Raw genomic sequence first — 14,774 nt, 5'->3', positions numbered from 1 at the left:
GTTCTTTCGGGGTGTCCCTGGACGAGCGTCCCGAAAAGTTGGACGAGCGTCCCAACAAGCGTCACTTAGCCGGCCCGCAGTTCCATCACCCAATCGGAGAAGGAGTTGCCCGCGGTGAATGGGCGGAACATGCCATCCGCGGCCGAGCTGTCCGCTTGCCGTGCCGCTTCGCGAGCGGCGCGCGGAGAGAGGCCAAAGGCCTGCCGGAACATGCGACTGAAATGAGCCTCGTCGGCAAACCCCATGTCGTAGGCGATATCGCCTATTCTTCGATGGGCATGACGCGGATCGCACAAAGCCAGCAGGGAGCGCCTCAGGCGGCGCTGGCGGATATAGGCCTCGACACCCATCGTCTCGAATTGTCGGAAGAGTTGACTGCGCGAAATGCCAAGCTCACGCGTTAAACGGGAGGGGGTCAAGTCTTTGCGGTGCAGGTTTTCCTCGATGAAGCGACGCAAGCGGCGCCCGAGGTTATCTTTGCGTTCTGTCGCGGACAGAACATCTGAAGGTCCGAGGCAGGAGGCGAGCAAGTCCGGGATAGATGCCCCGACCGCAATCACCTCGTTCGAGCCGAAGTGCCGTGCCGCCGCGGCAAGAGCTTCGACGACCCTCCGAACGAAAACGCCCATTGCAGTGCCTTGGGTTAGAATGCGCCCGTGAATTGGTTGCACTGGAGCGACCGATGCCGGCAGCGACGCTCGTGGGACGATCAGGTGTACCGCCTCGGCGGCTTCCATCACGAAGGCCACGGGTGTGGACAGATCGAGCACCGCTACATCGCCCGGTCCAAGCCTCCGGAACGCAGGAGTCGACAACGCGACACGTCCGCGCTGGATGCATGAGACGATGATATGGTCGAGGTCATCCCAAGCCAAACGTGCTGTGGCGCGTCGATAGCGACCGCCGTCGGCGATGCTTCGGCAAAGCAGGAATGTGCCGAAATGGTGAACGAGGAGATCCGCTTGGAACGTACTGGATCCGGAAGTTTTTTTTTGACGGGTGGCTGTCGAACAATATCTCGACCAGAGATCGCCAGGCGTCGAAGGGGGCATCGGTCTCGGAGGTCGTGAAATGGAAACTAGGGATTGGGCCTTGTGCGCCAATATGACGCGCCGACTCTGTGGTTGTCTTGCTCACCCTGCCCTCGCGCGGCTAATGGTGGTGATGGGTGATCCGCACTAGGCGAAAAGCACGCCGCGCTAACCGCGCGAATGCTCGCTTTGCGCCGGCGTTGGGGCTGAGCCGTCAGACATCTATGGCAGCTCGGGTCTCTGGTTGATTTGCCGTCCATGACCGCACGAGGTGCGTGATAATGCTTGCTTTCCGGAGATGTTTCCGCGCACACCGTCCGATGTTCATCGGGGCTTTGGATCCGACAGCCTCGCTCTACGGCCGCAGCAGCTTGGTGCTGGGCGCCAGGGGAAGCGCCGGCGTGACGTTTCGTCCTGGCGGGTTAGTACCGCTCGCTAGCCTCTGATCTGCATTATGCGAGTCTGAGTCGTCCGTCAGGGGACGTACAACTCAAAACCTGACCGACGACACTCAGGTCAGGTGCTGAGGTAACGAGAGGACTGGTGGTACCTAAGATTTGACCACGGACTCGCGAAAAATGGTTTAGAGTCGAATTGAAACTTGAACTTTAGGACGCGGACAAAGGCTTGCTGTAGCGGTTCTCTCACCGACAAATGGCCCAACTTCCATCCGAAGCCACCTAACGCAAAGACGCCAATCCCAAGGACACCAAGCGCACTCCAAACAGCCATTTTATTGTTGAGTCCATTGCTGGTCTCTATGTTCGCGTTGGATAGCATCGCCAAGAAAGACCTGCGAGGCACCTACCAGGATTGGTGGCAAGAGCAGATGGGGCGGCTATTGGAAACTCTGCCTACGGTTCTCACATTTGCAATTGCTTTGTGAAGAGCCCATGGAAGATTTCAAAATGGCCAAGCGCGCACGTATTCGTTGCATCGAAAAGGCCGACGGAACCAGTCTCCACGAGAGGATTAGCAGCGTTGGCGGGGTGCCGTCCTGGAGAGTGGTTGGAATTCGCGTTGGCGCGATCTCCGAATAGCATGAAGGTACTGGATCAGGTTGCGAGGTCAGTTGGCTGATCGATGGGTTTGGTGGCGAGCGTCTGCCAGCCACCGATCTTGCGCTGCCGGAGGCGAGCAGCGCCCAGAACAGCATGGCAGCAGTGTCCGCGGACGCAGCACGGTTTGCGTCTTGGTCCGCCGCTTGAACTCTTCGTGCAGTCGTTCGATCGCGTGGTAACCAATATGAGATTTCTCGGTGCCAACGTTCGGCTGCGGTGTTCTTCATCGTGGCGTATGGTGCGACCATCGGGACAGAGGCACCGGGAGCACGAAGTGCGGGCAGGCCGATGCACACGATGAGCCGCGAGCTCGAGTTAGTAGCTGGCCGCCTCTGCGACTCGCCCGGTTGCGCTGGGAGCGCGAATCCGTAGTTGTCGTGTCGCCCGCAGCTCCCGTCATATGTCTGGCAGGAGGTGCGAATGCGACGGGTGATTGGCATCGACGTCCACCGAACTTTCGGCTGTTGTATTCACACTCTTGCGAAGCGATTTGATTGCTGATTCCGTAGGTTAGGCAATGATCCGCGGGAGTAGGCAATGTCTGGGATGGAATACCGGTCGGTTTGACGACCCGCGGCTGCAAAAAGGGGGGCCCATTTGCATGCAGCGCTGGTCAGGCGGCCTGGCTCCTGTATTCGTCAGTTGGCGCAACGGGACCGGGCGCGCGAAATACAGTTCACGCGCTTTCTGCGCAACAAAGCGGTGACGGCGGAGGAGATGACTGCACACGCGGCGGAGCGCACGGCCGCTCGCGTGAGCGGGCGTGATATCGTCGTCGCACAGGATACGAGTGAGCTTTCGCTGGGCGGACGGCGCGCGAAGGCAAGCGGCTACGGGCCGATTGGCAAAGGCGGTGCGTTGCGCGGCCTGCTGCTGCACGCGACCTTGGCGGTGGATGCGAGCAATGGCGGCGCGCTCGGGCTGGTCGGTGCCAAGATTTGGAACCGGAGCGGCGGCAAGAAGGCCAAGCACCGGCGGTCGTGGACAACAGCGCAGAAGGAATCGCAGCGCTGGATTGATGCCACCACGCATACGGCAGAGGTGTTGGAGGGGCTGCGAGCATTACCGGCGTTTCGGACCGGGAAAGCGACATCTACGAGCACTTCGCGCTCCGTCCCCAGAACATGCATATGGTCGTGCGTGCCTGCCAGAACCGGCGGATCGAGACGGATGAGGGGAGCAGATCGAACTGCTGTTCTCGCACGTTGATGCCCTGCCCGAGCAAGGTCGGTTCAAGGTGGACATTCCGGCGGCTCCGGGACGCAAGGCGCGCACGAGTGAACTCGCAGTCCGCTTCGCGCCAATCGTCCTGCGCAAGCCGAGGCAAGGCCCAGCCGAGCTGTCGGAGACGGTCGCTTTGACCATGGTGTCCTGGTAACGATCAAAGATTCTAATTGGCTCCTGACTATCGTCCTTAATCGTCAACCGCACTTTACGAACAGCCGGAGAATGTCTGGGTGTGGTGGGGCTATGGGCTCTTCCCGGACGAACCGGGCAACTTTGTGCATAAGCCCATGTCGGGGTGTACGGGGCGTGAAATTCTCATCGAATTGCTTTCGCACCTGCGATTCACGGAGAATATTCCGCACATTCTCGAGACTTCGCGCGTCGTAACGGCGATGATGCCTTACATTACCGCTCAGTTCATGCCGCGCGTGGAGACCGACCGGCCGAAGGTCATTCCGAAGGGCTCGCGCAACCTCGCCTTCATCGGCCAGTTCTGCGAGATTCCCGACGACGTTGTCTTTACCGTCGAATATTCCGTGCGAGCGGCACAGACCGCCGTTTTCGGCTTGCTCGACGTCCAGCGCCCGGTCTCACCATTGTACAAAGGCCAGCATGATCCCCGCGTCCTCTTCGACGCTTGGAAGACGCTGCACCGCCATTGACCCAACGCTACGAGGCGAGGATCATGGGACGTATGAACGACAAAGTCATTCTGGTGACCGGCGGGGCTCGCGGGATGGGGGCGGCTCATGCGCGCCTGCTGGTGGCTGAGGGGGCCAGGGTCGTAATCACTGATATTCTTCATACAGAAGGAGAGGCTCTCGCGGCCGAACTTGGCGGATCCGCCTTCTATGTCGGTCAGGACGTTACCCAGCCGGAGGAGTGGGCCAAGGCGGTTGCAAGCGCCGAGCGTCACTTCGGCGCGCTGCACGGGCTAGTCAACAACGCCGGGATCGCCAACATGGCCCCTATCGAGCAGTTCCCGCTCGACCAGTGGAACAAGACCCTTGCCGTCAATCTAACCGGGGTATTCCTCGGAATGCAGGCGGCCCTGCCGGCCATCAGGCGCGCGGACGGAGGTTCGATTGTCAACGTCTCGTCGGTCGAGGGGGCTGCGGGGCAGTGCCGGACTTCACGCGTATGTCGCTTCGAAGTTCGGCGTGCGGGGCATCACCAAGTCCGCAGCGCTGGAAGCCGCGGCCTCGGGAGTCCGCGCGATGGCCATATGTGCGGCGACCGGATCACCATCCTCGAACGGCTGAGGATACCCGGTGGAGCTCTCGACGGTAACCAAGACCTGGGAAGGGGCTTCGTGGTCCGTGGTGGCCGCGAGATGGAGGATCATTTCGAGTGCCTATGGGATTTATTCCGGTCGATCCCTTCGCTGGAAACCGAAGGTGCCAGTGTGCTCGACGAGTTCTACTGGTTGAACAAGGATGACCCGAACTACTCGCTGCAGCGGGCGACGGTGAACCAGGGACAGGATGCGCGCACCGATGGCCTTTTCACTCTGAGTGAAAAGGCGCAGAAGGAATTGATTGCCATCCTTCTTGCCTCCCGTGAGGAGATGGAGAACAAGCGGATCGACGAAGTGTTCGGGAAAGATTTCTTTAACAGCAATTTTTGGCTCTATTGGCGGACGATGTTCGCCTTTCAGGAATGGCATTCCGCCCTCGAGATGAAGCTTTATCTGCATCGGTTCATCCACCATATCGGCGGCTTGCCGGATTTCAGCGCGCTGAAGTTCACCAAGTACAATCAGTATGAATCGCTAGTTCTGGCGTTGTGCAAATGGCTGTTGGAGCAGGGCGTCAACTTCCGCTACGACGTCGAAGTCACCGATGTCGATTTCGACATAAAGGCAGGATGCAAGCAGGCCACGGCCATCCATGCGTATTCCAGGGATGGTGATCAGCGCTTCCAGGCGATCGTGATCACGGTTTCCAGACGATGGTGATCACTTGCGGAGACGAACACGACTGACGGGTTTCTGTGTGCTGGAAATGGTCTTCCTGGTCAAGACGGGCGGGAGGGCTTGGAGATCGGTCCAGCGGTCCATGGGAGGGCCCCGCGCGCGGCGCGGAGTGGCCCCCACGAGCGACGCAGCGGCGCGCGCGGGAGGGACCTGTGGGCCGGTGGGGCGATCGGGCGCGCGGTGGTCACGCTGTTGTCCTATCGTCGGCCCGACGACGCAGGCTGTCGCCCTTGAGCTCGATGCGGTGGGCGTTGTGAAGGATGCGGTCCAATATGGCGTCGCCGAGCGTGGGATCGGCAATCACGTCATGCCATTGCGACACGGGGACCTGACTTGTGATCAACAATGATCCCTTGTCGTAGCGATCATCGACGATCTCGAGCAGATCCCGGCGCTGGTCGCCAGTGAGCGCTTCGGGTCCCCAGTCGTCCAATCACGTTGAGCTCAACGTGATTGGACTTATGTGCAGCGCGCAATGATGTGGAGCGATATAGATCTCCCCGCTATTAACAGCCGCTTCGACCGTCCCTACTCAACATAACTGACGACGGTAGCGTGGTTCTCTCTCGTTCATCCGAAGGAGGCAACCATGCTCGAACACTTATTCCGGAAGGTTCACGCGGGTTACACGGCATCGCCCAATGGCACTTTGTTGGAAGATTTCGCTACTTGGCTCATCTCGGCTGGCTACGCCCGATCTACGGCCTGCCACCACGTACGAGGCCTAAAAGAAGCTCTCGACCGGATGTGTTCAGCGCGGCTTGATTGCGATAGCGGCGTTTCAGGAGTGGTCTTGTCGCAAGCATTTGCCCCCGCATCATTGCAAGGCACCCGACGCGCCGTTGAACGTTTTCTCATCGCGAGACGGCTGTTCGTCCAAGAACCAATACCAGAGCCGTTCTCAGCACTTCTTGGGTACGCATACGACGAAGACCGCCTGATTGACGCATGCGCGCGGGCGTGACGAGCCCTATGATGGCGTTGCGCGAAGGTTAGGCGGCCTGCTGATCGGCGGGCTTGTCGGCTTGGCGCAGGAGCTTCCATTCCCAGGGCAGCAGTTCGTGCAGACGCGAAGCGGGCAGATCGGCGATACGGGCGAGGACGTCGGCGAGCCAGGCCTTGGGATCGACGTCGTTGAGGCGGCAGGTCGTGATCATCGTCAGCATAATGGCGGCACGGTCGGCGCCACGCTGGCTGCCAGCGAAGGTCCAGTTGCGCCTTCCCAAGGCGATGCCTCTCAATGCGCGCTCAGCGCAATTGTTGGTCAAGCAGATCCTGCCATCGTCGAGGAAGCGGGCGAAGTCGTCCCAACGCCTGAGCATGTAATTCATAGGCTTCAGAACCTCGGAAGAGCGCGAGAGGGTTTCGCGCTCACGAAGCAACCAGGCGTGCATGTCCCCGAGGAGCGGCTTGCTCCTTTCCTGGCGCACGGCGCGCCGCTCGTCGGCGCCGCAGCCGTTAATGGCGCGTTCGATCTCGAACAACGCATCAAGGCGCCTGACAGCCTCCAGCGCGATCGGGGAGACCGGTTTGCCCTTCCTACCTTCCCGAGCATTTTTCTCGATGTCAGCCAGCTCGAAGAAGCCCCGCCGCGCATGGGCGAAGCAAAACGCCGGCGTAATCGGCAGCACCTTTTTCTGCGGGTCGAACAGCGGCTCGAAGCCGTTGTAGCAATCGGCTTGCAGGATGCCGGCTAATCGCGAGGTAGCGGTAATGTGAAGGAACGTCGGCTCGACGCGTGAATGTCGAGAAATTCCGCGGATTCGGTACGGGCTTTGCTTCGCATTATTTTTCGGCGACCTCTGCAGTCATTTGACCAGCAGAGGAGTCGATGATGCTGAAATCCAATGAAGAACTGATCGCCGAGCTCAAGGCCATACTGGCCAGCCAGCGCTATCATTCGAGGGCGATCGGTAACTACTGCAGGAGCGCGCGCAGATTCCTCGATTATCTCGAACGGCGGGAAATCCAGGTTGAGGACGTGACCGAGACGCTGGTGTCGGCATACATAAGCCACGCGAGTGGGATGCTGCACAAACGCCATGGTCAATCAGGGCCATACCAGCACCCGATCCCGCGCTCTGGAATCCATGCGCTGCTGCGGCTTGTACAGGGCGAGTGGCCGCCCCGTCCGAAAGCAGTCTGCGCCGCCGAGGCGGCGCGATTTGCGATCTGCGACGAATACGAGATCTGGCTTCATGAGGCGCGAGGCCTTGCCCGCGCCAGCATCAAGGCATTGATCTGGGAGGCTCGGCACTTCCTGACCTGGCAGTTCGAGCGGAACGGTTACAATAGCCTGGCGAGCCTGAGGGTCGATGACATCGACCGCTATATGGATATGCGCGCGCCGAAGCTGACGCGCAAATCGTTGAGTGCCGTCACGAACCGCTTGCGCTCTTTGTTGCGGCATCTGCACCGGGTCGGCCGTACCGCGATCGACCTGTCGCCGCATGTCATCGGTCCGCGGATCTACGCCCATGAGGGGGTGCCTCGATTCTGGAGCGCGACCAGGTTGCGGCCGTCCTAAAGGCTGTGGAAAAGGACAGGACTCCGAGGGGATTGAGGGACCATGCGATCCTGCAACTGCTCGCGACCTACGGCCTGAGGTCGAGCGAAATCTGTAACCTGCGGCTTGAGGACATCAACTGGCGGGCGGAATCGATCCGCATTCGGCACACCAAGACCAGAGCCTGTTCCTTCCTGCCCTTGATGGAGCCGGTCGGCGAAGCAGTGCTTGCTTATTTACGTGCGGGGCGGCCGGCGATCGACGCCCGGGAAATCTTCATCCGCACGCGCGCGCCCTATCGCAAGCTCAGTATGTTGGACACCGTGGTACGACGCCGGCTGCGCCACGCCGGTGTCAGGCCGCCGGGCAAGAGCGGTGCGCATGGCTTCCGACATGCACGCGCGGTCGAGATGCTGCGCGCATCGGTTCCTCAAAAGGTCATCGGTGATCTGCTCGGGCACCGGTCGGCGGAGTCGACGGTGTCCTATCTCAAGCTTGCCACCGAGGACCTCAGGGCCATCGCACTCGACGTGCCGAAAGGGGAGGTGCTGTCATGACAGCATGGCCTGATCCCGAACGGTTGTTGATCGCGCACTATCTGGCAGGCCTTAGGCTGCGCCGCGCAAGCCGCACCTACTACAGGCAGGTGCTAAACAGCTTCCAGGACGTCGCTGAATGCCATGCCGAACTCGGCAAGGATGTTCTGGTGGCGTGGCTACAGACATTGTCCGACCATTGGATGGCGACGACGTTGATGAACCGCACCCGCATCATCGATCGGTTCCTCGAACATCTTCTGAAAATCGGAGCGATCGAGCGCAATCCCGTCAGCGCCTTGTGTGAGGCATGCAATATCAAGCGATGTCGGCCAGTCTGGCGCGCGTTGGCGTCGCATGACCCCGAACAAGCCCTTGCCGAACTCCGCCAGCCCAAGCCATTTGGCAGCACACTGGGCGGAATCATGGCCGAGCACGTCGCGCTGATGCGCAACAGGGGATACAAATACACCTCGCAGCCCGCGTGGTTCTTGCGGTTCGACCGGTTCCTGCAGTTGAACCCTGCGCTGCAGGATGAACCGATCGAGGTGATGCTGGAGCATTGGAAGAAGGCAAAACCGACCCTCAATCACGCGGCGGAATGTGAGAGACTGAAGCGGATCCTTGCGAGGGTCCTGCGCCACAAGGATCCGTCGCTCCCGCCTCGCCGCCCGGACCCGCGACCGCAGACGGAATTAGCGAAGCAGTGGCGCAAGCCTTACATCTATACGCCGACCGACGTACAGCAGATGCTCGATATTGCCCGTTCCTATCCTTCGCGACGGGCCCCGCTGCGTGCGCCGAGCATGCATGCCATGCTTCTGCTGGCCTATTGCGCGGGGCTTCGGCGTGGCGAACTTGCCCGCCTCGATCTTGGTGATGTCGACTTCCACGGCGGCACGATCACGATCCGGCAGACCAAGTTCTACAAGACGAGGATACTGCCGTTGCCCGACAGCGTGATCACCGAGCTTCGGGCTTATCTCGATGCTCGGCGGCAGGCCGGTGCACCGCAGGATCCGCACTCCGCCCTGTTCTGGCACGAGGGGCGCAACGCCCGCTACACAAAGCAGGTCATCGCCTTGTTGCTCGTCGACGTGATCCGCCGAGCCGGGCTGAAGCCGCCAGAAGGGCGAACGGGTCCCCGTCTTCATGACTTGCGCCACTCGATGGTCGTGCACCGCATCCTCGAATGGTACCGCTCGGGCATCAATCCGCAAGACCGGCTGCCGTTCCTCGCGACATATCTTGGCCATAAGGATATCCACTCCACCCTTATCTACATCACCGTTACACAGGACCTGCTTCATCACGCTAACGAGCGGTTCCGGGCGGTGGGCGCCCCATGCCTCGATCTGGGGCAGGAGGTGCGGTCATGAGCAAGGCGAATGCGTTCCCGGATCTGATGCGTGCGTTCTTCTACGAATGGCTCGTCGAGCAACGCAACGCATCCGTCCACACAGTCCGATCCTATCGTGATACTTGGCGACTGTTCCTGCGGTTCGTCGCACAGCGCGCTAAAAAGAAGGTGGCGGTGATCACGCTGGCCGATCTGACCGCCGGCGAGGTGGCTGTCTTCCTCGGTCACACTGAGCACGATCGCGGCGGCACGATCGGCACGCGCAACTGCAGGCTTGCCGCGATCCGCAGCTTCTTCAACTTCGTCGCGACCAAGGATCCCGCATCAATCGCTCAGTGCGTGGAAATCCTTCACATCCCGGTCAAGCGGGCGCCGGTATCAGAACCCTGTTATCTGGACCCGGCGGAGGTGGCAGCGATTCTTGCCCAGCCAGACCGCTCGACGCTCGAAGGCATGCGTGATCACACGCTGCTCTCGTTCCTCTATAACAGCGGGGCACGGATACAGGAGGCTCTCGAGCTTCGCCCCAAGGCGATCCGGTTCGATAGCCCAAGTTGCGTTCGCCTTACCGGCAAGGGCCGCAAGGAACGGATTTGCCCACTCTGGCCGGAAACCGTTCGGTTGCTGAAAAAGCTGCTGGAGCGACAGCCGCGTGCATCGGACCAGCGGCTGTTCGTCAACCGGTATGGCGAGCCACTCAGCGCATCCGGCGTTCGGTTCAAGCTTGCGGCTTATGTGAAGGCAGCGGCCGAAACCTCGCCAACGTTGCGGATTAAGCATGTGACGCCGCACAGCTTCCGACACGCCGCCGCTGTACACCTCGTCTCGGCGGGCGTCGACATCACCGTCATCCGCAGCTGGCTTGGTCATGTGAGCCTCGACACCACCAATCACTACGCCAGGGCCAATCTGGAAACGAAGCGAAAGGCGCTGGAACGGGTCAGCGTTCCGGAAACGGCACGACATCCCCCGTCATGGACGCGAGATACGAGCCTGCTCGCTTGGCTCGACACGCTCTGAAATAATGCGGAGGAACGTCAATCAGAAACAACATCAATCTCGGATCCAGCGACGTTCCTTCACATTACCGCCACCTCGCGATTAGCCGGCATCCTGCAGGCCGACGCTTATGATGGGTACAACCGTCTCTATCTGCCGGGCCGGCGCCCCGGACCAATCAGAGAAGCTGCCTGCTGGTCGCACGGAAGGCGCCCATTATTTGCCGTGGCCGACATCGAATAGAATGCCCGGCAAGTCCACTGGTAAAAAGGAAATCCCGCTCTCTCCGATCGCGATCGAGGTAGTGCAACGGATAGATGCATTGTTCGAGATCGAGCGCTCCATCATGGCAGGAGCCCCGAAGAGCGCCTGGAGGCGGCAGACGCTAAGCCGACTGATATCGGTGGTCTTCAACGTATATGCGCAAGCAACTGGCCAAGCTCTCCCGTGCACACTGACCACGTCTTTCAACTACATCCTGAATCATGCACGAGCTTCACATTGTTCCTCGAAGACGGACGCCTAACGGATGCCGTGCTTCTTCCTCGCAATCAAGCGCTACCAGATAAGGCAGGTATGACATGTTGAAGGTTGTGGTACCCTCTGAAGCTTGATGATCGAAACTGAGCAGCGAACCACTCCGCACGTAGCAATCCTTTCCGAGAGATATCGAATGCCCGCGACCACAGGCGAAGACGAGAAACCCGAACGGCGGACACGTGCAGGGCCCGAACTGGCCCAGGCATCAACCCCTGGAGCAGGTGGCGCCGCCGATGGTGTTGGAGAAAAGGCGGCAGCTGCATCGCGCATTTCATTTACGTTTCCGGATGGCAAAAATCAATCGAAGCGACAAGAAACCTGTTCGCCGCGGCACTGAGGGACGGATTAAAATTGGCTGCTTCCTCTTTGCACGACCAGGCCAATTTTCTGAAAACCCTTGCCGACTCCAAATCTCCCTCTGAGGTATCGAAGTGCCACCTGGATTTCGCGGAGCAATCCTGGTCGAAATCGTTCCGCGAAGGCTCGAAGATGTTGGATCATTTTAAACGCAGCCATCAATCTGCGGTAAGTTAAGCAATTCGCCAAGCGTGAGATAGGGCCGACGGCGCGCTATTCCCTCCGCGACCGGAGCCGTACGTTGCGGCTGGCCAGGGTATGGAACGCTCTTTTTTGACTGCGATTACGACAACAATAGGAGGCAACGATGAAGCGGACCGCATCAATTTTCTCGTCACATTTGCGCTCGTGGGCGCTGCGCGCGCCCAGGCTCCTGATCCCAATCCCGCACTGAACAATCCCGACAAGGTGTCGTGGGAATTGTTCGCGATGCTCAACAAGTCGCCGCCGAGCCCGAACACCAACGTGGTGTTCGAGATCTTGGCCTCGGCATCTGGGTGAGATCGTGAGCAACCCACCTCGTGGGCCTCGGCGGCGAGCACCTCGCGCAGCGCGTGCATGGCATAAGCACGCTGAGCCGGCTGCTCGCAACGGACGATGAGCTCAGCCCGGTGATCTCGCCGCGACAAGCGACGGCGACAATTTCAGGGTGCGCGCCATGCAGCGGCGCAGCCTTCGCATCGGAGCACCATCATGGCAAATTCTTCTGATATCCTGCAGCGTTTTCGAGCCGGTCTGGACATCGCTTCACTGCCAAAGTGGGGCTGGATTTTCGCCCTCGGCATAGTTTATCTGATCACTGGCTTCGTGGCGCTCGGTAGCGTTGCGCTCGCGACGGTGGCGAGTGTGCTTGTCGTCGGCGTGATGATGATCATCGCTGGGCTCGCCGAGTTGATCAACGCCTTCCAGGTTAAAACTTGGGGCAAGTTTTTTCTGTGGGCTCCTTTAGGTGCGCTCTACATCGTTGCGGGCTTTGTGACATTTGAGAATCCTGCGCTCGCTGCTGCGCTGCTTACGCTGATCCTGGGCGGATCGCTGGTCGCCGCCGGCATTATGCGCGTGATCCTGGCATTCAGCATGAAGCGCCAAACGGCGCGGTTCTGGCTGGCGATATCCGGCGTGATTACCCTGCTGGTTGGATTGTTGATCCTAGCACGTTGGCCGATCAACAGTGTTTATATCCTGGGCCTGTTTCTCGGCCTCGATCTAATTGTAGCAGGCGCGAGCTATATCGGAATCAGCTTTTGCCTGCGCCGCACTTCCAGAGCCAGGGAGAGTTTAGCTGTCTCCACCGGAGGTACTTACTGACCGAAAAGATTCAATCCTAAGGAGTGGCTACATGGTGGAAAAACAGCCGCATCGCGCATTCTTCACGTTCTGGAATGGCAAAAACAATCGAGGCAACAAGAATCCTGTTCGCTGCGGCACTAAAGGACGGATTAAGATTGGCTACTTCCTCTCTGCATGATCAGGCCAATTAGCTGAAGAATCTTGCCGACCCTAAAAATCCTTTGAGGTGCTGAAGTGCCACCTCGACCTCGCCCAGCAATCCTGGTCGAAATCGTTCAGCGAAGGCTTGAGGATATTGCATCGTCTCAGAACGTCTCCACTAGAGCGTTTCACGTTTTGATGGAAGCATATCCTGCGTTGGCGAAGTAGTTGCTGCATTCGGTAGGCTGGATCGAGGTGACGAGGTCGCCGATGTGTCGCCAAATGTCTTCGAGGGTGCGCTTCTGCGCGATGCGCATCCAGTGCTTGATCTTGGCGAAGGTCTGTTAGGTCGGGTGAGTAAGGCGGCAGATACCAGAGTCTGGCGCCGGCGCCTCGGATGATGCGGCGCAGAGCAGCCGACTTGTGGCTGCCGAGATTATCCATGATCACGATGTCGCCCGGCTTAATAACGAGCTATGCGGGAAAGTGGGTGATGACGGGTTGAGAGAGGCGGCGTATCGAGGCGGGTGTCGAGCCTGCCAGAACCTCTCGAGGAGAGCGATACGCCATGAACGAGACTACCAACATCCTGGCCTTCCGTCAGCCGTCTGCGGTTGACGATCCACTGACAGAAATCCTGCGCAATGGAGCCCGTGACCTGCTCGCCAGGGCGGTCGAAATCGAACTGCAGACGTTTCTGGAGACGACGGCTGAGTTGAAGCTGCCGGATGGCCGCGCCCGGGTGGTCCGGCATGGCCATGGCCCAGCGCGCCAGTTGCCACCGGGATCGGCGCGGTGGAGGTCGCCCGGCCCAAGGTGAGGGACCGCGGCGCGACCGGGGCCGACCGGATCCGCTTCACTTCGGCGATCCTGCCGCTGTGGGCGCGGCGGACGAAGAGCCTTGATGCGCCCTGCTGCCGATCCTCTATCTGCGCGGCATCTCGACCGGCGATTTCCAGGAGGCGCTCTCGGCGCTGCTCGGCAAGGATGCGCCGAACCTGTCGCCGTCGGTGATATCGGGCCTGAAGGCGCAATGGCAGGGCGAGTACGAGCGCTGGCAGAAGCGCGATCTGTCGGCACGGCACTATGTCTACGTCTGGGCCGACGGCGTATTCCTGCAGGCCCGGATGGAGGACCACAGCGAGTGCATGCTGGTTTTGATCGGCGCGACGCCCGAGGGCAAGAAAGAACTGATCGGCTTTCAGGCCGGCGTCCGCGAAAGCGCCCAGAGCTGGCGCGAACTTCTGATCGACATTCGCCGGCGCGGACTGCAGATCGCGCCTGAGCTTGCGGTCGGCGACGGTGCCCTTGGCTTCTGGAAGGCGCTGGACGAAGTCTTCCCCGGCACGCGGCGGCAGCGCTGCTGGCAACACAAGACAGTCAACGTGCTCAACAAGGTTCCGAGCTCCGTGCAGAGCGGCATGAAGAAAGCCCTGCAGGACATCTCGATGGCGCCGAGCCGGGCTGTCGCGGAGCTTGCACTCCAAGCCTTCGCCGAGAAATACGGTGCCAAATATGCGCGCGCCGTGGATTGCTTGAACAAGGATCGCGACGATCTGCTGGCGTTCTATGACTTTCCTGCCGAGCACAGGGTCCACTTGCGGACCACGGATGAGATGGACAAGCGATTTTTTCATGGCCGGCAACGATTGCGGAGATCGCCGTGCGTCCATTCTTTCGTTCGGTCGCGCTGCCGGCCATTCTTCCGTCCCGGCCACCTATCTCGCAGCCGCCGCGCGCAGGGGCGGTCA

Annotated in this window: 10 protein-coding genes and 7 pseudogenes; 12 read left to right on the top strand and 5 right to left on the bottom strand. The window is 60.1% G+C overall.

From position 1 onward, the window contains the following. Positions 1–65: 65 nt before the first annotated feature. Entirely contained in the window at positions 66–770 is a 705-nt protein-coding gene (locus ACVJGD_RS27255; protein WP_456637137.1) for a helix-turn-helix domain-containing protein, read from the bottom strand. Between the two features lie 1,316 nt (positions 771–2,086). Next, a pseudogene (locus ACVJGD_RS27250) lies at positions 2,087–2,267 on the bottom strand (IS256 family transposase); the annotation flags it as partial. Between the two features lie 422 nt (positions 2,268–2,689). On the opposite strand from ACVJGD_RS27250, the gene ACVJGD_RS27245 reads away from it, so the two are divergent. The 3 genes and pseudogenes from ACVJGD_RS27245 to ACVJGD_RS27235 all read left to right on the top strand — a co-directional run bounded on the left by ACVJGD_RS27245 (position 2,690) and on the right by ACVJGD_RS27235 (position 5,276). Further along, positions 2,690–3,301 carry a hypothetical protein gene (locus ACVJGD_RS27245; RefSeq protein WP_456637136.1) on the top strand — a complete coding sequence of 204 codons (612 nt, stop codon included), beginning with the start codon at positions 2,690–2,692 and terminating at the stop codon, positions 3,299–3,301. Positions 3,302–3,463: 162 nt separating this feature from the next. Then, positions 3,464–3,981, top strand: a pseudogene (locus tag ACVJGD_RS27240) (oleate hydratase). Positions 3,982–4,013: 32 nt separating this feature from the next. Next, on the top strand, positions 4,014–5,276 hold the full coding sequence (locus ACVJGD_RS27235; RefSeq protein WP_456637135.1) for an oleate hydratase: 1,263 nt from the start codon (positions 4,014–4,016) through the stop codon (positions 5,274–5,276). Between the two features lie 202 nt (positions 5,277–5,478). On the opposite strand, the pseudogene ACVJGD_RS27230 reads toward ACVJGD_RS27235, so the two are convergent. Beyond that, positions 5,479–5,727, bottom strand: a pseudogene (locus tag ACVJGD_RS27230) (ATP-binding protein); the annotation flags it as partial. A gap of 559 nt (positions 5,728–6,286) precedes the next feature. Then, positions 6,287–6,988: pseudogene (gene tnpC, locus ACVJGD_RS27225) on the bottom strand (IS66 family transposase); the annotation flags it as partial. 137 nt (positions 6,989–7,125) lie between these two features. On the opposite strand from tnpC, the gene ACVJGD_RS27220 reads away from it, so the two are divergent. From ACVJGD_RS27220 to ACVJGD_RS27185, 8 genes and pseudogenes are all read left to right on the top strand, one after another. Further along, entirely contained in the window at positions 7,126–7,821 is a 696-nt protein-coding gene (locus ACVJGD_RS27220; RefSeq protein ID WP_456637134.1) for a hypothetical protein, read from the top strand. A gap of 5 nt (positions 7,822–7,826) precedes the next feature. Continuing rightward, complete coding sequence (locus tag ACVJGD_RS27215) at positions 7,827–8,357, top strand: site-specific integrase (RefSeq protein WP_456637133.1); 531 nt, start codon at positions 7,827–7,829, stop codon at positions 8,355–8,357. Positions 8,358–8,383: 26 nt separating this feature from the next. After that, entirely contained in the window at positions 8,384–9,715 is a 1,332-nt protein-coding gene (locus ACVJGD_RS27210; protein ID WP_456637132.1) for a tyrosine-type recombinase/integrase, read from the top strand. Next, positions 9,712–10,716 (top strand): site-specific integrase, encoded by a 1,005-nt coding sequence (locus ACVJGD_RS27205; RefSeq protein ID WP_456637131.1) that lies wholly within the window; start codon positions 9,712–9,714, stop codon positions 10,714–10,716. Before ACVJGD_RS27210 ends, ACVJGD_RS27205 begins: the two co-directional genes overlap by 4 nt. Positions 10,717–10,800: 84 nt before the next feature. After that, positions 10,801–10,932, top strand: a pseudogene (locus ACVJGD_RS27200) (IS66 family transposase); the annotation flags it as partial. A 933-nt stretch (positions 10,933–11,865) separates the two neighbouring features. Next, on the top strand, positions 11,866–12,093 hold the full coding sequence (locus ACVJGD_RS27195) for a hypothetical protein (RefSeq protein WP_456637130.1): 228 nt from the start codon (positions 11,866–11,868) through the stop codon (positions 12,091–12,093). A gap of 192 nt (positions 12,094–12,285) precedes the next feature. Beyond that, positions 12,286–12,900: an HdeD family acid-resistance protein gene (locus ACVJGD_RS27190; RefSeq protein WP_456637129.1), complete on the top strand. Its 615-nt coding sequence runs from the start codon at positions 12,286–12,288 to the stop codon at positions 12,898–12,900. A 31-nt stretch (positions 12,901–12,931) separates the two neighbouring features. Next, entirely contained in the window at positions 12,932–13,060 is a 129-nt protein-coding gene (locus tag ACVJGD_RS27185) for a hypothetical protein (RefSeq protein ID WP_456637128.1), read from the top strand. A 151-nt stretch (positions 13,061–13,211) separates the two neighbouring features. On the opposite strand, the pseudogene ACVJGD_RS27180 reads toward ACVJGD_RS27185, so the two are convergent. Next, a pseudogene (locus ACVJGD_RS27180) lies at positions 13,212–13,491 on the bottom strand (transposase); the annotation flags it as partial. Positions 13,492–13,591: 100 nt separating this feature from the next. Between ACVJGD_RS27180 and ACVJGD_RS27175 the strand changes: the two are divergent. Further along, positions 13,592–14,631, top strand: a pseudogene (locus ACVJGD_RS27175) (IS256 family transposase); the annotation flags it as partial. Positions 14,632–14,774: the final 143 nt, after the last annotated feature.

The organism is Bradyrhizobium sp. USDA 10063 (assembly GCF_054063735.1).
This window is presented reverse-complemented; position numbering and strand designations above follow the sequence as displayed.